We start from the raw sequence: 20343 nt of genomic DNA, 5'->3' as shown, positions 1-20343 counted from the left end.
CGGCGATGACATTGTCGCAGGAATCTCCTACGCCTTCTCCCATGTCTTTGCCACCCAGCCTCAGGATCGATGCCGCCCGCGCGGCCGTGTCGCTCAGCCCCACCGATGCTGCCTTCGTGCAGCATCCCTATCCCACCTACCGGGCCATCCGCGAAGCATGCCCCTTGTTCTTCTGGGAGGAATATGGCTGCTGGTGCGCGGCCTCGCACCAGACGGTGTTCGACCTCTTTCGCGATAAGCGCTTTGGGCGCGAGGTGCTCCACGTGGCCACTCGCGCCGAACTCGGCTGGCCGGAGCCGCAGCCTCATCTGGCGCCCTTCGATGCCGTCGATGCCCATTCCATGCTGGAGCGTGAGCCGCCTGTTCACACGAGGCTGCGCACTTTGGTTAATCGGGCCTTCGTCACCCGACAGGTCGAGCGCCTCAGGCCGCGGATCGCGGCCCTTGCCTACCAATTGATCGACGGTTTCGAGGGGCGAGGGAGCGTCGATCTGATCGGGGCCTTCGCCACGCCGATCCCGGTGATCCTGATTGCCGAACTCCTGGGCGTGCCGGTCGAGATGGCGCCGCAGCTGCTCGATTGGTCGCACCATATGGTGGCGATGTATCAGTTCAGCCGCAGCCGTAGCATCGAGGATCAAGCCGTTGCGGCAGCTGAAGATTTCTCCTCCTTCCTGCGCGGCTATGTCGAGCGGCGGCGGGCCGAGCCGCGCGACGACCTCATCAGCCACCTCATCGCCGTCGAAGCCGAGGGTGACCGGCTCAGCGAGGAGGAACTGATCTCCACCTGCATCCTCCTGCTCAATGCCGGCCATGAGGCGACAGTGCATGCCATCGGCAATGGCGTAAAGTCCATCCTGCAGGCCGGTCTTGACAGTGAGGCGGTGCTGGCGGGCGGCGAGGGGCTGGTGGAGGAAATGTTGCGCTTCGATCCACCACTCCATATGTTCAAGCGCTATGCGCTGGAGGACGTGACGCTCGGGCCGGCCACCTTCCGCAAGGGCGATGAGATCGGCCTGCTGCTCGGTGCCGCCAACCATGATCCTGAGCGCTTCGAGGAGCCCGAGCGTTTCCTGATGACGCGGCAGCGTCCGCCTCATGTCAGCTTCGGCGGCGGCATCCATTTCTGCGTGGGAGCGCCCTTGGCGCGGCTGGAACTGGAGGTCGCGGTACCGATCCTGTTCGAACGGCTGCCCGGCCTGCGGCTGGAGGGAACGCCGGTTTATGCCGATACCTATCATTTCCACGGGCTGAAGGCGCTGGATTTGAGCTGGTAACCCTGGGATCGCAGGCGTTTTCGCCCATGGGCGCTAACTTGGCGGCCAGAGGCGCAGGTAGCGGGAGGGTCGATCTCCACAGCTCCATCAATTGATGGAGCGAGATCGACCACCTTTGTCCTCTATCTGGCTCGACATTTCCAAGATGGTCGATCTGGAGATCGACCCTCCAATCTGGTGCCACCACCCGAAGTTAGCGCCCATGGACGAGGACGCCTGCGATCCCAGGAGCAAGCCCTGCACGAGGGGCGTGTCAGCTTTGTCTTGGCTGTCGTTTTCTTTCAAATCCGCTCATGTTATGGATATTGCAAATATATAACATACACACTGTGTTATATTGTCATTGACACATTGCAAGGGACTGATCATGGCAACCCCCTCCAGCCCGCAAGCGGCGGCAGCCAAGCCCTTCTATGCCTCCTTCGGTTTCCAGGTGCTCGCCGCCATGGTGGTGGGACTGGCGCTCGGCCTTTACGCCCGCTCTCTTGGGCCAGACGTAACGGGCAACCCGAACTGGCTGGTGCAGACGCTGACGACGATCGCCTCGATCTTCGTCCAGCTGCTCTATGCCCTGGTGCCACCCTTGGTCTTTACTGCAATCGTCGCCTCGATCGGCAATCTGCGTAAATTGTCGAATGCCGCGGCGCTGGTCTGGCAGACGCTGCTGTGGTTCGCCATCACTGCCCTGATCGCCGTGCTGATCGGCATCGCTCTCGGCCTGATCATCCAGCCGGGCCTGCATTCGAGCGTGCTGGCGGAGACGGCCAAGGCGCCGGCCACCACCGGTTCCTGGCTCGATTTCCTGAAGGGCCTGGTGCCCGCCAATATCTTTGGCATCCAGGCCTCGACCAAGCTCGTTGATGGCGCTGCCTCCACCTCGCTGCAGTTCAACGTGCTGCAGATCCTGGTCATCGCCATTGCGGTCGGCGTGGCGGCCCTGAGCGTCGGCGAACGGGCCAATCCCTTCCTCACCTTCAACGAGTCGCTGCTCGCCATCGTGCGCAAGATCCTGTGGTGGGTCATCCGCCTGACCCCGATCGGCACGATCGGCCTGCTTGGCAAGGCCGTGGCGCAATATGGCTGGCAGACACTGGGGCAGCTCTCCTGGTATGCGCTCGCCATCTATATCGGCCTCGCCATCGTCCTGCTCATCGTCTACCCGCTGCTGCTGGTGCTGCATGGGCTGAGCCCGGCTCGCTTCTTTGCGGGTGCTTGGCCGGCGATCCAGCTTGCCTTCGTCTCGCGCTCCTCGGTCGGCACCATGCCGGTCACCGAAGCGGTGACGGAGCGCAGCCTCGGCGTGCCCCGCGAATATGCCGCCTTTGCCGTACCGCTCGGCTCGACCACCAAGATGGATGGCTGCGCGGCGATCTACCCGGCCATTTCGGCGATCTTCGTCGCCCAGTTCTACCAGATCCCGCTCGGCATCGAGCATTACGCGCTGATCGTGTTCGTCTCGGTGATAGGCTCGGCCGCCACCGCGGGCCTCACCGGCGCCACCGTGATGCTGACGCTGACGCTGTCGACCCTGGGCTTGCCGCTCTCCGGTGTCGGCCTCCTGCTCGCCATCGATCCGATCCTCGACATGGGCCGTACGGCGGTCAACGTCGCCGGTCAGGCATTGGTGCCGCTGCTGGTCTCCAAGCGCCAGGGCATCCTCGACGAGGCCCGCTTCAACCAGGCCGGCGGCATCGACAATCTCGATGCCGGTGTGCCGGCCAAGGGATGAGGGGAGCTACGACCAACCCTTCTCCCCTTGCGGGTGTCGTCAACTCTCTTGAGTTGACTAGAGGTGCCCCGAAGGGGCGGATGAGGGGGATATGGGACCGTGAAGGATGGGTGCTGGTACTCCTCATCCGGCCCGGCTTCGCCGGTCCACCTTCTCCCGCAAGGGGAGAAGGCTGGTCGCGCCTTAGTTGGCTCGAAAACCAGCTCTATGCAGCCTCGACGAAGCTGTCGACCACACGCTTGCGGCCGGCCTTGTCGAAATCGACGGTGAGCTTGTTGCCGTCGACTTCAGCCACCTCGCCATAGCCGAACTTCAGGTGGAAGACGCGGGCGCCGACCTTGTAGGCCGAGGCCGTGCCGGTGGAGCGGGCAACCAATTCGCCCTCGATGGTCAGGGGCTCGCGGCGAAGCGGCGCCTGGGTGGTACGGAATCCGGACGCCATGTTGTGCTGGGCCCGCTGCCAGCCCGGCGTCGAATAGTTCGAGCCGGAAAAAGGCTGGGCCTTGTCGAAACGGCTCATGCCGAGCGAGCCGCCGGAGCCGTAGGAATTGGAAGCTTCCATCACCTCGACATGGGCGGCAGGCAGTTCGTCGACGAAACGCGACGGCATGGTCGATTGCCACAGGCCATGAATCCGGCGGTTGGAGGCGAACCAGACCTTGGCGCGGCGGCGGGCGCGGGTGAGGCCGACATAGGCGAGGCGCCGTTCTTCTTCCAGGCCGGCGCGGCCGTTCTCGTCGAGCGAGCGCTGGTGCGGGAACAGGCCTTCCTCCCAGCCGGGCAGGAACACGGTCTCGTATTCGAGGCCCTTGGCCCCATGCAGCGTCAGGATCGAGACCTTGTCCTCGCTGGCGCCTTCCTCGCTGGCATCCATCACCAGCGAGATGTGCTCGAGGAAGCCGGCCATGTTCTCGAAGCCTTCCATCGAGCGCACGAGTTCCTTGAGGTTCTCCAGCCGGCCCGCGGCTTCGGCCGTGCGGTCTTTCTGCCACATGTCGGTGTAGCCGGATTCCTCCAGGATCAGTTCCGCCAGTTCCTGGTGGCCGAGCACCTCGCTCTGGGCGGCCCAGCGCGAGAAGGAGGCCATCAGGGCGCCGAGCGTCTGGCGCGGCTTGGGCTTGAGTTCCTCGGTTTCCACCAGCACCCGCGTGGCCTGCATCATCGGCACGCCGTTATGGCGGGCATAGTCGTGCAGGATCTGCACTGTGGCGTCGCCGAGGCCGCGCTTGGGCACGTTGACGATGCGCTCGAAGGCAAGATCGTCTGCCGGCTGCATGGTGGCGCGGAAATAAGCGAGGGCGTCGCGGATTTCGGCGCGCTCATAGAAGCGGGGCCCGCCGATGACGCGATAGGGCAGGCCGAGCGTGACGAAGCGATCCTCGAATTCACGCATCTGGAAAGAGGCGCGCACCAGGATGGCGATGTCGTTGAGGGCGTGGCCCTTGTGCTGCAGCGCCTCGATCTCGTCGCCGATGGCGCGGGCTTCCTCCCCCGAATCCCAGGAGCCGGCGACGGTGACGCGCTCGCCCTCCTCGTCGTCGGTGAACAGGGTCTTGCCGAGGCGCCCCTCATTGTTGCTGATCAGGTGCCCCGCCGCGCCGAGAATATGGCCGGTCGAGCGGTAATTGCGCTCGAGCCGGATCACGGTTGCGCCCGGAAAATCCTTCTCGAAGCGCAGGATGTTGTCGACCTCCGCCCCGCGCCAGCCATAGATCGACTGGTCGTCGTCGCCGACGCAGCACAGATTCGGCTTTTCGCCCGCCGGCGTCTGGGCCAGCAGGCGCAGCCATAGATATTGGGCGACGTTGGTGTCCTGGTACTCGTCCACCAGCATGAAGCGGAAGCGGCGGTGATATTCGGCCAGAACGCCCGGGTTCTCGCGGAACAGGCGGATGGATTCCAGCAGGAGATCGCCGAAATCGGCCGCGTTCAGGGTCTTGAGCCGGGCCTGGTAGGCGGCATAGAGCTCGCCGCCCTTGCCATTGGCAAAGGACATGGCTTCGCCCGCAGGGACCTGCGCCGGCGTCAGGCCACGATTCTTCCAGCCGTCGATGGCATGGGCAAGCTGGCGGGCAGGCCAGCGCTTTTCATCGATTCCCGCGGCTGAGATCACCTGCTTCATCAGGCGGACCTGATCATCGGTGTCTAGGATGGTGAAATTGGATTTCAGGTCGACCAGCTCGGCATGGCGGCGCAGGATCTTCACGCCGATGGCATGGAAGGTGCCGAGCCAGGGCATGCCTTCCACGCTCTGGCCGATCAGAACGCCGATGCGCTCGCGCATTTCCCGCGCCGCCTTGTTGGTGAAGGTGACGGCGAGGATCTGGTGGGGGGCGGCACGGCCGGTGGCGAGGATATGGGCGATGCGAGTGGTCAGCACACGCGTCTTGCCGGTGCCGGCGCCCGCCAGCACGAGTACGGGGCCGTCCAGCGTTTCCACAGCCGCGCGCTGTTCAGGGTTCAAGCCCGTGAGATAGGCGGCAGGCCTTGCGGCGGCCATGGCGCGCGCAGCGATGCCGCCGGCGGCCGGCTGATGGGCAAGGGAAGGGGAACGGGGATCGGACAAATCGGATTTTCGCGTGATTCTGGATTGCCGGATAATGACTTAGATGGGGAGGCGCGTCGAGATTGCGAGCACTTCCCATCGGTATGCGTCAACAGTTGCGCCGCGTATCGGTTAAGAGGAGGCTGGGTGCGCCCTCGGCCTCAGCTTTTCCCAACCGCGCTTGGCGCTGTCGACGGCGCGCGCTGGGCAATGGTGGTGACGATGACGCCTACGGCAATCACCACGGCGCCGAGCCAGGTGAGCAGGTCATAGTGCTCGCCCAAAAAAAAGGTGCCGCTGCCCAGCCCGACCGCAGCGCCGACATAGCCGATCTGGGAAAGATAGACCGGCCCGCCCGCCATTTGCAGGCGGAAGAAGACGGCGAACATCGCAGCGCTCGCTGCGACCTGGATCACGCTGAGCAGCGGGGCTTCGGCGAGGGAAGTGAGGCCGAGTTCACCATTGGCAAGCAGCAAAGCGGCCGAAACCACCAGGGAGGAGGCGAGATTGGTGCCGACCGCCAGGGGCAGCGGGCGGGCATTCGGCGGCCAGTCCAGGGTGCGGTAGACATTGCCGATGGCGAGCGAGAGGGGGATGAGGAAGCCGATGCCGATCCACAGCGAACTGGCATCGCCGACCCGCCCCTTGCCGAGCACGATCAGCATGGCGCCGACGAAACCGATCAGGATGCCGATGACGCCAAGCAAATTCGGGCGCCGCGCATTCAGAGCCGTCGCCAGGATCGTGGTGATGATCGGCGACAAGGTGAACATGATCGAGGCATAGCCCGAGCCCAGATGCGGAATGGTCAGATAGACCAGGAAATTCGGGATGGCATAGGAAATCGTGCCGCCAATGGCATAGAAGCGCAGATAAGGTGGTGTCAGCGGAAAGGTCTCGCGCTTGAGCGCCAGGACAGCGCCGATGACGAGGGCGCAGCCCGTCGAGATCAGCAGGGTCCACACCGCCGGCTGGATGCCGGCCGCGCCGGCCAGTTTGCCGAGCGGGAAGTTGAGCCCAAGAAAGGTGCCGGTCGCCAGCAGCAGGATGAGAGGTTCGGACGTCTTGGAGACAGGCATGAACAAGCTTGTACGGGCTGGGAAGGGGGAACGCATGCCCGCTTGCGTCGGGACGCCGGCCGTGCGCTATGAAAACTTCTCTAGCCGCCAAGCCGATTCCCATGTTCGATGTTTCCCTGCTCACCGCAACCTTTTTCGCTGGCTTCCTTTATACGATTTCGCCCGGGCCGGCCTTCCTGGCCCTGTTCGCGCTCGGTGCCGCCAAGGGACGCACGCCCGGCGCCTGGTTCATGACCGGTCATCTCGTCGGCGATATCCTATGGTCGGTGGCGGCGCTGGCGGCGATTGTCGGGGTGAGCCAGATCGGCCCGACCCTGTTCGACATCCTAGGCATCGGCTGCGGCCTCTACCTGATCTATATGGGGGTGAGGGCCGTGATGACGCGCCGGGACTGCAAGGCTGCGGTGATCGGCGCCGACCGGCCTCTGGTCAATGGCGTGATCTTCGGCCTGACCAACCCGAAATCCTATCCCGTGGCACTCGCCACCTTCGGGGCGCTGGTGGCGCCCTATGGCGATCACATCACCTGGAGCGCGACGCCCGGCCTGATCGTGGCCGCCTTTCTCGGTTTCGTGGCGGCGGACTTCGTCCTCTATGTCGCCATCGGCCTCAAGCCGATCCGGACTTTCTTCGCACGCCATGGCCTGTGGGTGACGCGGATCGTCGGCGTCGTCTTCATCGGTTTCGGCCTGAAATCGCTGCTCGATGGCGCGCGCGGCCTGGCGGATTCCGCGCGCGGGTAAAGCGAGAACCCGGGAAATAGGTAGTCGCTTCACGCTGTCATCCCCGGCAAGCCACGCAGTGGCGAGGGAAGGGGATCCAGGGGGCAAATGCGCCACCTCACCTCCTGGATCCCCTTCCCCTCGCGCTTCCTCGCGATGCTCGTAAGCTGCTCGGCCGAGGATGGCAGCTACACTTGTTCGTCGAACTCCCCATGACAGCTGGCATCACCCCAAACGCTTGCGCGCCTTGGCGCTGGCGCCCCCGATCAGGCGGTCGGCGACGATGCCGATGAAGGCGATGGCAAGGCCGGCGACGATGCCGCGGCCGGCATCCGCCTTGGCGAGGGCGATGAAGACCTCCTGGCCGAGATCGCGCGTGCCGATCATCGCGCAGATGATGATCATGCTCAGCGACAGCAGGATGGTCTGGTTGATGCCGAGCATGATCTCGGGCAGCGCCATCGGCAATTGCACCAGGCGGAAGGTCTGCCAGCGCGTGCAACCGGCCGTCTTCGCTGCTTCAATCAGGGTCGGCGGCACTTGCCGCAGGCCATGATTGGTATAGCGGATGGCTGGGACGACGGCGAAGGAGACCGTGGCGATCAGGGCAGTGACGTCGCCAACCCGGAACAGCATCACGATCGGAATGATGAAGCAGAAGGACGGCAGGGTCTGCAGGGTATCGACTACAGGTTCGATCACGCGATACACCCGGTCGCTCCGCGAGGCCCAGACGCCGATCGGCATGCCGATCAGCGTGGCGAGGATCGCTGACACGCCGCAGAGATAGACGGTCGACATCGTCTTCTGCCACAGCCCGGACGAGGCGCAGAAAAGCACGAGCAAGCCGATGAGGGCGGCGAGGCGCCAGCCTGCAAGGCGGTAACCCGCCAGCACCAGCAGGACCAGGGCGGCGAGCCAGGGAATGGCTTCGCAGAAGGCCCGGACCGGGTTGAGCACATAAACGAGAAGCCCGACGCGCAGGGCCTCGATCACGTCGAAGAAATGCACGGTGATCCAATCGACGCCCGCCTTCCACCACGGCGCAGTCGACAAGGTCCAGCCCGAGGGGATTTTGGCGAGAGCCGGCAAGACGAGACTGGCCAGCGTGCTTGCAATCAGCAGAGCCAGCGCCAGGACGAGATGGGGATGGCGGGCGAAGAGCCCGCTGCCCTCCCGATGCACGGGCTGGCCGCCGCGATAGGCAAAGGCCTGCGAGAGCCGATCGAGGGCGATGGCCAGCACCACGATGGCGAAGCCCGCCTCCATGCCCTGGCCGATCTTGAGGGCGCGCAGGGCCAGCAGCACGTCATAGCCGAGCCCGCCCGCGCCGATCATCGAGGAGATGATCACCATGTTCAGCGCCAGCATGATCACCTGGTTGACGCCGACCATGAGCATGGGCCGCGCCGTGGGGATCAGCACGCGCCAGAGCTTCTGGCGCGGCGTGCAGCCTGCCATGACGGCAAAATCGGCGATCTCGGAGGGAATCCGGGACAGCGCCACCATGGTGGCCCGCACCATTGGCGGCGTGGCGAAGATCGAAGTGGCGATCATCGCCGAGACCGGGCTGTTGCCGAACAGGATCAACATGGGGATGAGATAGGCGAAGGTCGGGATCGTTTGCATCAGATCGAGGGCCGGGGTGACCGCCAGCCGATCCAGCTTCGGAAAACGCCAGGCGGCGACGCCGAACAACAGGCCTGTCAGCACGCAAAGCGGCACCGAGATCAGGATCAAAGCGAGGGTAAGCAGGGCCCCCTGCCACTGGCCGAAAAGCGCGATATAGCCAAAGCAGGCCGCCATCAGGGCCGCGAGCCGCAGCCCTCCGGCAGCATGGCCTGCGATGATCGCCGCTGAGATCACGCCCAGCCAGGATAATGTCGGCAGCGGGATGCCCCATAATTTCAACGGCTTGGCCAGCAATCCGAAAGCAATCTGGAGAGGAAGGTCGAGGATGGCGGCGATCGCCCGTGTCAGCCAGCTCAGATTGCTTTTCATCCAGGCCATGACGGCCGACATCCAACCTGCGAAGGGAATGACCCAGTCATCGGGCCAGGCGGAAAGCCAGCCTGCATTCGACCTCATGAAGTAGAGCGTGATGGCGAGCAGGAAAGCAAGGCACCAGATCACGGTCCAGGTCGTTACCCGGCCACCAGGCGATGTATGCGGTTGAGCGAGGGAAAGGGGGGCTGACTTGCTCAAGCGGCGTTCCTGCGCTGGTCGCCGCCGGTCAGGATATCGAGCACGGCGTCGGGCATGACCTCGCCGAGCAGGGCGCCGGCAGGATCGCGGACCGCGAAGGGCGCGGCGGCACCGATGATGTCGGCGGCGAAAGAGGAGACCTTGTCCGCCGGGGCGAGATTGCCGGCATAGGCGGAACCGGGCTGGGCGGGACGCATGAGGCCGCGGGCGGAAACCACCTTCGCCCTTTGGACGTCACGGGTGAACTCGGCGACATAGTCGGTTGCCGGCCGGGTGACGAGTTCCTCCGGCGTACCGGTCTGGATGATGGCGCCATCCTTCATGATGGCGACACGATCGGCGAGGCGGATCGCCTCGTCGAAGTCATGGGTGATGAAGACGATGGTCTTGTGCAGCACCTTCTGCAGCCGGACGAGTTCGTCCTGCATCTCCCGGCGGATCAGCGGATCGAGAGCAGAGAAGGGTTCGTCGAGGAACCAGAGTTCGGGCTTGGTGGCGAGGCTGCGCGCGATGCCGACGCGCTGTTGCTGGCCGCCTGAGAGTTCGCGCGGATAGAAGCCTTCGCGGCCGCGCAGGCCGACCAGATCGACCATGTCCTGCGCTCGTTTCAGTCGCTCGGCCTTGGCGATGCCCTGGACGGCCAGCGGAAAGGCGACATTCTCGATCACGCTCAGATGCGGCAGCAGGGCGAAGTTTTGGAACACCATGCCCATCTTGTGGCGGCGAAGTTCGATCATCTCGGCCTCGCTGGCCTTGAGCAGATTCCTGCCGTCGAACTCGACTGTGCCGGCGGTCGGCTCGATCAATCGGGCCAGGCAACGCAGCAGGGTAGATTTGCCCGAGCCGGACAGCCCCATGATGATGAAGATCTCGCCCTCGTGCACGGTAAGGCTGGCCTCGCGCACGGCGGCGACCAGGCTTGCCTTGGCAAGGTCCTCATCCGTCGGTCGCTGGCCGTGCCGGGCCAGTTCGCGGGCGGCATTTGGGCCGAAAACCTTCCAGACGTCGCGGCAGGCCAGCTTCACGGCGCGTGTGGCGGTGTCCGGGCCTGGCGAAGCGATCGCGGCTTGCATCGGTGCCTCTTGGTTGCATCGGGGATTGAGGGACGGGCCTCCGGAGCCTGACTTGGAAATCGAGGCCAGAACGCGGGTGTTCTGATTTTGTCATGCCCTGGCCTGTCCCGGGCATCCAGATGCCGCAGCCTGGAGGGCGCAAGGATCTCCGGGACAGCCCGGTGACGACAAAAACCTTGAGGTTCCTGCGATTTTTCGTTCAGCTTCTCCAGGCTCGCCCGTCTCGGCGAGTCATTGGGCCCAGGCTTTCCAGGCCGCTTCGTGGTCGGTGACCCACTTGGCCGCGACCTCGTCCAGGCTCTTGCCTTCGAGATCGACCTGGCCGCTCAGCTTGTTGAGTTCGTCGGTCTCGATCGTGTAGGCCTTGGCAACCTTGTAGGCCACGGGCCATTTGTCCTTCATGCCGGCCCAGGCATATTTCCAGATCTCGCCATGCGGCTTGCCGCAATCATATTTGGCATCCGGGTTGGTACCCCATTTCGGATCGGTGTAGCAGGCCGGCTCATATTCGGGGAATTTCACCCATTCGCCCTGATATTTCGCCGTGGCCCAATGTGGCGAATAGATCCACAGCATGATTGGGGCCTTGCGCTGATAGGCGGAATCGAGCTCGGCGAACATGGCACCGTCCGTGCCGGCATGGATGACCGTGAAGGGCAGCTTCAGGGCTGCCACGCGCTCGTCATCGAAGCCTTCCCAGGTCACGGGTCCGCCGAGGTAGCGGCCTTTGGGAGCGGTATCGGGCGTGGAGAAGGCCTCGGCACATTTGGGGTCCAGCAAAGCCTTCCAATCGGGCAGACCGGGGCATTTCTCCTTCATATAGATCGGGTACCACCATTCCTCCTTGGCCTTGGGACCAAGCTTGCCCAGGCGTTCGGTCTGCTTGGTGGCGTCGGAGGCCTTCATGGCCTCGCCGGCGGTGGTGTCCCAAAATTCGACGCCGAGGGTCAGATCGCCATTGGTAAGGCCGGTCGACAGGCTGGAGAGATAGTCGGCGGTGGGATATTCGACGGTGTATCCCAGCTTTTCCAGGATGCCGCCCAGGATCTTGGCATTGAGATTGACACTGGTCCAATCGAACAAGGCGATCTTGATGGGATCGGAGGATTCCGGCGAAGCCGCCGAGGCCGGTGAAATTCCCACGAGCAAAGCGGCCGCCACGGCCGCAAGGCCGCTGCGTCGAAATACTTTCAGGCAGTCCATAATAGGCACCCTTCCGTCTCTCTGAATGGCCGGCCGGCGCTTGTGCCTCTTGTGGGGCGAGGTCTTCCGCCCAAGGTCTGTCGCCAATGCCGATCCTGGAAGTGTCGCTCAGACAAAGCCCTTGGGCAAGTTATTTTCGTGCCAAGAATATTGTTTATATTTCAAAGCGTTGATGGTGATTATTTGGGCGCTTTGCTCGAAAATGCGGCGCAGCGGTGCGCTCATTTTCCGCCATGGCGTACGCCGATCCTGCGCCCGGATTTCACGGGCGCGCCATTGCATCTGCATCGAGGCTGCAAACGCGCCTGCAAGGATTGGGCATGGCAATGTTCAGGCTCTTCCTTCGCGAATTCTGGCTCTTCGGCCTCAAGCAGGGCTGGGCCTGCCTGTTCGGCGGTTCCTTTCTCGCCCTCATCCTGGCAACGCGCTTCTATTATCCCGAGGGAGCCTGGGGCAGCCGCTATGATTTCCTCTGCTTTGCGGCACTGGGTATCCAGGGCCTGTTGCTTGCGCTCAAGCTCGAGACCTGGGAAGAAGCCGCCGTGATCGCGGTCTTCCATGTCGTCGGCACCGTCATGGAGATCTACAAAACGCAGGCCGGTTCCTGGGCCTATCCCGAGCCGAGCCTGCTGAAGATCGGCGAAGTGCCGCTGTTCTCGGGCTTCATGTATTCGGCCGTCGGCAGCTACATCGCCCGCGCGGCCCGCCTGTTCGACTTCCGCTACAGTTTCTATCCCCGCATGCGCTGGACGATCCTGCTGGCCGGACTGATCTATGTGAATTTCTTCACCCACCATTTTCTGCCGGATATCCGCCTCGGCCTGTTCGCCGCCATAGTCATCCTGTTCTGGCGCACGCAGATCTATTTTACGGTGGACCGGGAACCGCGCTCCATGCCGCTGCTGCTCGGTTTCTTCCTGGTTGCCTTCTTCATCTGGATCGCCGAGAACATCGGCAGTTTCGGCCAGGTCTGGATCTATCCCAACCAGCGCCACGGCTTCGCCTTGGTTTCCTTCGGCAAGCTCGGGGCCTGGTATCTGCTGATGATCGTCAGCTTCGTGCTGGTGTCGCTGGTGCACCGGCCGGTGCTGCTGGCGCGTAGCGCCCGCCGGCTATTGCCGGCTGACTAGCGCCGGGGTGCGGATGGCCCGGCCGACGATCTCGGGCGTGGGCAGATAGCCATGCGAGGAGCGCATCTCGGCGAGATTGTCGATGATGTCGTAAGGGAAGGGAGCCACCCGCCGGGTCGCCATGTCGATATTGAGCGAGATCAGTTCACAGGTGGCCGACACCCAGCCTTCGGTGGCATGACAGAGTTCTTCATAGATATGCAGACGCTTTTCGTCATAGCCGACCAGTTGCAAGCGCACACGCACGGGATCGTCGAGGTGAAGTTCACGCTTGTAGATAACGTGTACTTCCCCGGTGAAGAAGGACATGCCGCGCTCACGGATATAATCCTCCCCCAGACCGACGAGCGCCAGGGCTTCGCCAAGGGCGTTGTCGAACAGGACGTGATAATAGGCCATGTTCAGATGGCCGTTATAGTCGATCCAATGGGGCTCGATGCGCATCTGTGACGATACGAACGGCGCGAAGAACAATGCTGGCAATTTGCTGGTGTCAAACATTTCCGCCTCCACGCCACTAGAGCAAAGCACGTTTTGAAAAAAACGCACTTTTGCTTCTAACTCCTTGTTTTGCGGTGCCTCTACGACTCTTGGTAGTCGCAAAAAGCCCTCGATCTTCTGCCCTCTCACCCACTTCAAACTGAATATCCGAACCTGTTGGGCAGGCTCGGATATTCAGTCTCGTTCCAGGTCTGCCCACACTGGATGGGCGACGATCGATCACGATCGCGATACCCTCTGGCGCAGGGCTTCCAAGTCAGTGTATGCCAAATGGCTGATACCTCAAGACAAAGTAACATATTATGGTCAATTCCGGCGCAAATTCCCGGCGCTACCAGCCCGAAGATCTCTCTGCCGTCTGCGATGCCCTGGCCGGACAATTCGGTCCGCGCTTTTCGGCAAGCCAGGCTTTGCGCGACCAGCATGCAAGCACGCTGACCTGGCTGCCCGCCCAGGCGCCGGATGCCGTGGTTTTCCCTGAGAATGAAAATGAAGTGGCTAATATCGTCAGGTTGTGTGCCGGCCATGGCGTGCCCATCATTCCCTACGGCACCGGAACCGGTCTGGAAGGGCATGTCAATGCACCGGAAGGCGGCGTCTCCGTCGATACCAGCCGCATGAACGCCATCGTTGCCGTGCATGCCGAGGATCTCGACGCCGTGGTGCAGCCGGGGGTCACGCGCAAGCAGCTCAATGACTATCTGCGCGACCAGGGGCTGTTCTTTCCCATCGATCCCGGTGCCGACGCTTCCCTGGGCGGCATGGCGGCAACGCGTGCCTCCGGCACCAATGCGGTGCGCTATGGCACCATGAAGGATAATGTTCTTTCGCTGCGGGCGGTGCTGGCCAATGGCGAGATCGTCTCGACGGCGAGCCGGGCCAAGAAGAGCTCGGCCGGCTATGACCTTACGCGCTTGCTCGTCGGTTCGGAGGGAACGCTTGGCCTCATCACGGAAGTGACCCTGCGCCTGCATGGCATTCCCGAGGCCATCAGCGCCGGTATCTGTCCCTTCGGCAGTGAGAAGGCCGCCTGCGATGCCGTGATCGCCACCATCCAGTCCGGCCTTGCCGTGGCGCGCATCGAACTGCTCGACACGTTGATGGTGAAGGCGGCCAATGCCTATTCCGGCCTGGGCTTGCCAGAGACCCCGATGCTGTTCCTGGAATTCCATGGCAGCGATGCCGGCGTGGCCGAGCAGGCCGAACGCTTCGGCGAAATCGCGACCGAGTTCGGCGGCGGTCCCTTCACCTGGGCCACCAAGCCCGAGGAGCGCACCAAGCTATGGGCGGCGCGCCACAACGCCTATTGGGCGGTCAAGTCCATGTGGCAGGGCGCGGAGATCGTTGCCACCGATGTCTGCGTGCCGCTGTCGCGCCTAGCCGAATGCGTGGCCGAAACCCGCCGGGACATCGATGCCACCGGTCTGATCGCGCCGATCGTCGGGCATGTCGGCGACGGTAATTTCCACGTGCAGCCGATGATCGACATGAGCGATCCTCGCGAGGTCGCTGCCTGCGAGGGCTTTCTCGAACGGCTGGTGGAGCGGGCGCTGGCCATGGAAGGGACCTGCACCGGCGAGCATGGCGTGGGGCAGGGCAAGCGCAAATATCTCAAGGCCGAACACGGTGCCCCGGCCCTGGCGGCGATGCGGGCGATCAAGCAGGCCTTGGATCCGGCCGGCATCATGAATCCTGGCAAGATCTTTCCCGATTGAGCGGCCTGCCGGAGCCGGACACCCGTTCGAGCGTACCGGCTTCAGGAACCGCCGCAAAAAGCAACAGGCGGATGCTTCTCCTCGAAACATCCGCCCATCGTCTTCATTCATCTTGGGCACGTATCCGGGTGCCTGTTGAACCTTGCCTGCGATCGGGCCCGGCTCTGTTTGCTCAAGGATAGTTCCGGCCCGGTCCCTCCTAGAACAAAGTGCGTTTATGGCTCAACGCTCTCCTGCTCTAACTCCCGTTTCGACGCGTCTTTGCGATCCTGTCCAATCGCAAAACGCTTTGGCCGTTGAATCTATCCTCTCCTATGGCGTCACCACCACCGGCTGACCAGCGGCCTTTCCTTCAGTAGCGTCCTTGGGTTTGACACGAACGATGATCGGCATCGTCAAACCGGAAGGAACGGGCCGGCCGTCGAGATAACCAGCCTGCTGTGTTTGCTTGTCCACCGAAAGAAAAACCAGCATGTTCGCTGCTGCTACACGGCTTGTCGGCTCACTACGGGCCAACGGAGACTGCCCCGTGCTAGTCCCAACCGTATAGAAGCCTGCGCCGAAGACACCTAACGCCAATACGACTCCGACGGAGCTGATCAAGCGTAACATTGTGTACCCACCTCACTGAAAGCGAGAGATACCGTTCCTCTATTGACGCGACGCTGTTGTGACGAACGGCCACGAATTCGACCGCCCCTTTTTCGCCCGCTGCTCATTCTTTTGTAGGGGAGCATTCAGGCACAGCCCAGCCGGCTCATGCTTTAGCATTTATTCCGGCGGAGGATGTCATAGCACAAATTTTGTACGGGTCTTAATGAAATCTAAAGACTTGGTGAAAATGTGAACATGGCGGGTCGTTCGTAAGACAATTGCTGCCGAATCTGTTCATAATGAAAGTTTCGATCGGGATTTCGACCGTTTGGGACCATCTCCCGCCGCCCTGTGCAGTGACCCGGGACCACAGTTTCTCCACGTTCCCGGTTTCGTCTCGCCGCGGTTTTCGCGTATGGTCGTCGCTGGCAGGGAAGGGACCTCGAAACCGGATTCACCGTGGCGCCATCGGCGGGGTGAAACATTTGGCGGTCGAGGGCAAAGCGTGTTCTGACGGAACGCATTTTGCTCTAACCCTTCGTTTGGAGGCACCTTTGCGATTCCCGGTACTGGATTGCAAAGGCATTGGAAAGGACGTGCGGCGTGCGCGAGGCGCTCACCGTTATCGGATTTTTGTTGATCGTGGCGTTCGCGGCTGTGTTCACCGCGCCCCTCTACGTCGACTGGAACGCTTGGCGCGAGGATATCGGCAACCGCCTCACGCAGCATTTCGGCACAACCGTCATCATTCGTGGCCCGATCGAAGCGCGCCTCTTGCCCCAGCCCTGGCTTTCGCTCTCGGATGTCAGCATCGGAGACCCCTATGGCACTACCAGGCTGAACGTTGCGCGCATCGATGGAGACGTCAGCCTCGGCGGCCTGCTGCGCGGCGATGTCGATCTTTCCAATGTGGTGGTGCGTGATCCCGCCCTGTCGGTAGCGGCCGATGACGAGGGGACAATCGCTCCCCTTTCGAAATATCCGGTGTCGCTCGGGGCCGCGGTCGAAAGCTTCGAGGTCAGCGGCGGATCGCTTCATTATGTGAACAAGGTCGACGGCCAGGACATCAGCCTGACCGGCATCAATCTGGTCGGTGAATCCGGTTCGGTACTCGGTCCCTACAAGGCCGAGGGCGGCATCAAGATCGCCGGCGTGCCTCATACGATAAAGATCGCGACGGGCGTTGCCGAGAAGGGCAGCCTCAATCTGCGCATCACCGCGGTGCCGGCGGACAAGCCGGTGACGCTCGATCTCGACGGTCAGGTCAAGCTTCAGGGTGGCAAGCCGACCTTTGTCGGGATGGCGACGCTGCTGCGTCCGACCTTCTCCGCGAAGGCGGCGGGAGAAGGGGGGCCGGATGATCAGGCCGCTGGCGAGCAATTGGCCTGGAGTATGTCGGGGCCGGTGACCGCCACGCCCGCAGGCGTGGCCTCCGACAAGGTGTCGATCCAGCTTGGGCCGGACGAGCGGGCCCTCAAGCTTGCCGGCAGCGTGAACCTGGCTTTCGGCGCCACGCCGGTGCTGGAGGCGAACCTTGCCGGCAAGCAGCTCGAACTCGATCGTTTCGCCGGTATCGGCCCCGACAAGCGCCAGCCACCGGCCGCGGTGCTGGCCAGGCTTGCCAGGACCGTACCGACGCTTGCCGGAGCCGCCACCAACGCCCAGATCGATCTTGCCGCCGATGGCCTCATGCTGGGCGGCGAGTTGATCCAGAATGCCCGGGCGAGCCTCAGGGTTGCCGAGGGGAAATTGCAGGTCGATCGTCTCGAGGCGACATTGCCGGGCAAGAGCCATCTCTTGCTGGCCGGCGACGTCAATGACGAAGGAGGCGGGTTCAAGGGCAATCTCGACCTCAAATCGGGCCAGGCCACCGGCCTGATCGGCTGGCTGCAGGGCCAGCCCGTTCTGGGGCGGCCGGATGCCGCCCGCAAACTGTCCCTGAAGGCAGCCCTCGACGCCGACGCCGACAAGGTGGACTTTTCGCAGCTGACCCTCGCCATCGACGATGCCGCGGTCAAGGGCAGGCTGGCCTGGAACCGCCTGGCACACGGCCGGTCCGCCGGGCGGGTCGAAGCCAATCTGGCCGCGCAGCGTATCGATCTCGACGTGCTGCCATCGGTGGCCGCTCTCCTGCCCGGCAGCAGCGATCTGTTCAGCGAAGCCGATATCCGCTTGCAGGCGGAAGCGTTGGCCCTGTCGGGAATCGAGGCCAAATCGGTCAGTGGGCATATCAAGGCGGGCGGCAAGCTGATCGCGCTCGAGGATGTGGTCGTCAACGACCTCGGCGGCGCCAATCTCACCGCCAATGGCCGCATCGACAATATCGGTGCCGAGCCACAGGGCGAGATCCGCATCGTATTGAACGGCAAGGATCTTTCGGGGCTGGCTACCACGCTCAAGCGCAGCACGCTGCCGGTTTTCTGGGTCAATGCCTTTGCGGCCCGCGCGGCCTCGCTCTCGCCGGCCAATGCCAGCCTTTCCGTTGCCTTCGGGGCTGCGCGGCGTTATTCGGTCGACGGCAAGTTCGGCGGCAGCGTTCTGCAACTCGACACCCAATTCGCGGGCACGGGCGCAGGCGAGAACGCCGATATCAGGGTGAAGGCCGACAGCCTCGACGTCGCCACGCTGATGCGCCAGGCTGGGCTCGACTATGCGGTGGGTTCCGTGCCCGGGCGTGCCTCGCTGGAGATGGCCCTGTCGGGTCCGCTCAACGGCGCGATGCGTTGGAACGCCAGTTTCGAAGGAGCGGGGCTGCAACTCTCCGGTACCGGCAAGATGACCGGTTCACTCGAAGCGCCGGCTTTCGACGGGCGCCTGACGGCCAGCACCGACGATGCGCTGGTGCCGGCCCAGCTACTGAGCCTGCCGCTTCCGGGCGTGGTTCCTTCCCAGAGTGCCACGCTGGACTCCGGTTTTCGTGCCAGGGCAGGTCGTTATGTCTTCGATGATCTGACGGGGACAGTGCTCGGCATGCCGGTCAGCGGAGCGCTCACCATCAATGCCGGCAAGCCGACGCGCCTCGACGGTCGCCTGAATTTTCTCAAGGCTGATGGGCAACTGCTCGGCTCGCTGTTCTCGGGAGCGGATCTGGGCGCGGGGAACACCAATGGCAATGCCTTTTCCGATGAGAGCTTTGGTGCGGGAACCTTCGATGCCTTCGCAGGTCGGCTCTCCGTCTCGGCCAAGACGTTGCGCCTGTCTCGACGCCTGCCCGAACTCGACAATGCGCGCGCGGTGCTGAATTTCGGCAATGGCAAGGTGGCCGTCGATGATTTTGCTGCAAAACTCGCCGGCGGTGATGTCAGCGGTGCCCTCCAGCTTTCGCATGCCGCCCTCGATACTGCCGCAAGCGGACATTTCTCGTTGCACAAGGTCGCGCTGCAGGGACGTCAGCTTTCTGGCGAACTGGCCATGGGCGTCGAATTCCAGGGCAATGGCCGCTCGCCCGACGCGTTGATGTCCTCCCTCACGGGGGGAGGAACCGCCGAACTTGCCCAGGCATCGCTGGCGGGGCTCTCCGAAAAGGCCTTCGGCCAGACGGTGGTGGCGGTAGATGGTGGACTTTCCGGCGACGCCGGTCACGTCAGGGAAGCCTTCGAACGCAGCTTGGATGAAGCTCCGCTGAAGACCGGGACGATCAACGGCAATCTCTCGCTCGCGGGCGGCGTGCTCCGTCTCTCCTCGACCCGAGCCACCTCGGCGCAGGGCAGCATTGCCCTCTCCGGTCTGCTGGATCTCTCGGACCTGACGGTGAAGGCCGACATCGCGCTCTCCCCCACCAATCCGGCCGATGGCTTCGGGGGCCCGGCCCCAATCATCCCGGTGCAATTGCGCGGCACCATCGACGCCTTGCAAAAGCAGGTCGATGTATCGAGCCTTGTCGCCTGGCTCAGTATTCGCGGTGTCGAACAGCAGGCCCGCAAACTCGAGGTATTGGAGGCACAACGGCGGATCGAGGAGAAGGCTCAGGAGGACGCGCGTCGCGCGGAAGCCTTGAAGATGCAGAAGGCGATCGAAGATGCGCGTCGGAAAGCCCAGCTTCAGGTCCCGGCACCCACCAGTCCACCTCTGCAACTGAGGCCGGGAGCACCGGTGCCGGCAACGGGCGGGGCGGGGGTCCCGCTGGCGCCCACGGCCGGGCTTCCCGGCGTGCCGCCGGTGAAATTGCCTTCTCTCGAAAACCTGCCCGCCTCGTCGGTAACCCCCGGCCACACCACGGTGGTGCCAGCCCCGCTTCTGCCGAATTCCGGGCCGGCCTTGCCGCAGGCTCCCATCGGATCACCGCCGATCGGCCCCTGAGGCGGGGGAGGGCCGTTGCTTACCGCTATTCCAGGTTGAAAGCAGATGTCGGTGGTTGCGGGTGGTATTATAAGGCCGTCTATTTTGCGTTACACACAAGACAGCAGATCTAGAGCGTCGGATCTGAAACTGGAATCGGCGATTCCCTTGGAGGGCAATTTGTGATTCACCGTTATTGGAGGTGGATCATGGGCAGGAGCTATTCTCAGGATCTTCGCGATCGGATTGTCAGCTTTGTTGAGAACGGCCATTCGCGCACGGCCATTCGCGC

At 63.3% G+C, this 20343-nt stretch carries 15 protein-coding genes; 6 read left to right on the top strand and 9 right to left on the bottom strand.

The window, feature by feature from the left end; all coding sequences use genetic code 11:
• Positions 1-41: 41 nt before the first annotated feature.
• Together AB4037_RS29905 and AB4037_RS29900 are read left to right on the top strand one after the other, a co-directional pair.
• A complete protein-coding gene (locus tag AB4037_RS29905) occupies positions 42-1277 on the top strand; it encodes a cytochrome P450 (RefSeq protein WP_441773984.1) in 1236 nt (411 codons plus the stop codon).
• A gap of 367 nt (positions 1278-1644) precedes the next feature.
• Complete coding sequence (locus tag AB4037_RS29900) at positions 1645-3006, top strand: dicarboxylate/amino acid:cation symporter (protein ID WP_434955766.1); 1362 nt, start codon at positions 1645-1647, stop codon at positions 3004-3006.
• 205 nt (positions 3007-3211) lie between these two features.
• On the opposite strand, the gene AB4037_RS29895 is transcribed toward AB4037_RS29900, so the two are convergent.
• Together AB4037_RS29895 and AB4037_RS29890 are read right to left on the bottom strand one after the other, a co-directional pair.
• Complete coding sequence (locus AB4037_RS29895) at positions 3212-5572, bottom strand: ATP-dependent helicase (protein WP_441773983.1); 2361 nt, start codon at positions 5570-5572, stop codon at positions 3212-3214.
• A 140-nt stretch (positions 5573-5712) separates the two neighbouring features.
• Entirely contained in the window at positions 5713-6630 is a 918-nt protein-coding gene (locus tag AB4037_RS29890) for a DMT family transporter (RefSeq protein WP_441773982.1), read from the bottom strand.
• A gap of 101 nt (positions 6631-6731) precedes the next feature.
• Here AB4037_RS29890 and AB4037_RS29885 point away from each other — a divergent pair, with 101 nt between their 5' ends.
• Positions 6732-7373 carry a LysE family translocator gene (locus AB4037_RS29885; protein WP_441773981.1) on the top strand — a complete coding sequence of 214 codons (642 nt, stop codon included), beginning with the start codon at positions 6732-6734 and terminating at the stop codon, positions 7371-7373.
• A 204-nt stretch (positions 7374-7577) separates the two neighbouring features.
• On the opposite strand, the gene AB4037_RS29880 is transcribed toward AB4037_RS29885, so the two are convergent.
• The 4 genes from AB4037_RS29880 to AB4037_RS29865 all read right to left on the bottom strand — a co-directional run bounded on the left by AB4037_RS29880 (position 7578) and on the right by AB4037_RS29865 (position 12121).
• Positions 7578-9557, bottom strand: coding sequence for an ABC transporter permease (locus AB4037_RS29880; protein ID WP_441773980.1), 1980 nt, complete (start codon positions 9555-9557; stop codon positions 7578-7580).
• Positions 9554-10630 (bottom strand): quaternary amine ABC transporter ATP-binding protein, encoded by a 1077-nt coding sequence (locus AB4037_RS29875; protein WP_441773979.1) that lies wholly within the window; start codon positions 10628-10630, stop codon positions 9554-9556. Before AB4037_RS29875 ends, AB4037_RS29880 begins: the two co-directional genes overlap by 4 nt.
• A gap of 231 nt (positions 10631-10861) precedes the next feature.
• On the bottom strand, positions 10862-11833 hold the full coding sequence (locus AB4037_RS29870) for an ABC transporter substrate-binding protein (protein WP_441773978.1): 972 nt from the start codon (positions 11831-11833) through the stop codon (positions 10862-10864).
• Positions 11834-11941: 108 nt separating this feature from the next.
• On the bottom strand, positions 11942-12121 hold the full coding sequence (locus AB4037_RS29865; protein ID WP_441773977.1) for a hypothetical protein: 180 nt from the start codon (positions 12119-12121) through the stop codon (positions 11942-11944).
• A gap of 32 nt (positions 12122-12153) precedes the next feature.
• Here AB4037_RS29865 and AB4037_RS29860 point away from each other — a divergent pair, with 32 nt between their 5' ends.
• The gene (locus tag AB4037_RS29860) at positions 12154-12963 is read left to right on the top strand and encodes a DUF817 domain-containing protein (protein WP_441773976.1); all 810 of its coding nucleotides are present in this window, start codon (positions 12154-12156) and stop codon (positions 12961-12963) included.
• Here AB4037_RS29860 and AB4037_RS29855 read toward each other — a convergent pair.
• The gene (locus AB4037_RS29855; RefSeq protein ID WP_441773975.1) at positions 12946-13464 is read right to left on the bottom strand and encodes a thioesterase family protein; all 519 of its coding nucleotides are present in this window, start codon (positions 13462-13464) and stop codon (positions 12946-12948) included. The genes AB4037_RS29860 and AB4037_RS29855 overlap by 18 nt on opposite strands.
• A 302-nt stretch (positions 13465-13766) precedes the next feature.
• Between AB4037_RS29855 and AB4037_RS29850 the strand changes: the two genes are divergently transcribed.
• Positions 13767-15179, top strand: coding sequence for an FAD-binding oxidoreductase (locus AB4037_RS29850; RefSeq protein ID WP_441773974.1), 1413 nt, complete (start codon positions 13767-13769; stop codon positions 15177-15179).
• Between the two features lie 312 nt (positions 15180-15491).
• Here AB4037_RS29850 and AB4037_RS29845 read toward each other — a convergent pair whose 3' ends face one another.
• Complete coding sequence (locus tag AB4037_RS29845) at positions 15492-15653, bottom strand: hypothetical protein (protein WP_156771335.1); 162 nt, start codon at positions 15651-15653, stop codon at positions 15492-15494.
• Positions 15654-16376: 723 nt separating this feature from the next.
• On the opposite strand from AB4037_RS29845, the gene AB4037_RS29840 reads away from it, so the two are divergent.
• Positions 16377-20072, top strand: a complete 3696-nt coding sequence (locus AB4037_RS29840; protein ID WP_441773973.1) for an AsmA family protein — start codon at positions 16377-16379, stop codon at positions 20070-20072.
• A gap of 89 nt (positions 20073-20161) precedes the next feature.
• Here AB4037_RS29840 and AB4037_RS29835 read toward each other — a convergent pair.
• A partial coding sequence (locus tag AB4037_RS29835; RefSeq protein WP_441773972.1) for a hypothetical protein occupies positions 20162-20343 on the bottom strand: 182 nt, incomplete at its 5' end.

This window comes from Labrys sp. KB_33_2 (assembly GCF_052114505.1).
Classification (GTDB): domain Bacteria; phylum Pseudomonadota; class Alphaproteobacteria; order Rhizobiales; family Labraceae; genus Labrys.
Note: the sequence above shows the minus strand (reverse complement) of the source record. Positions and strands in the feature narration are given on the sequence as shown.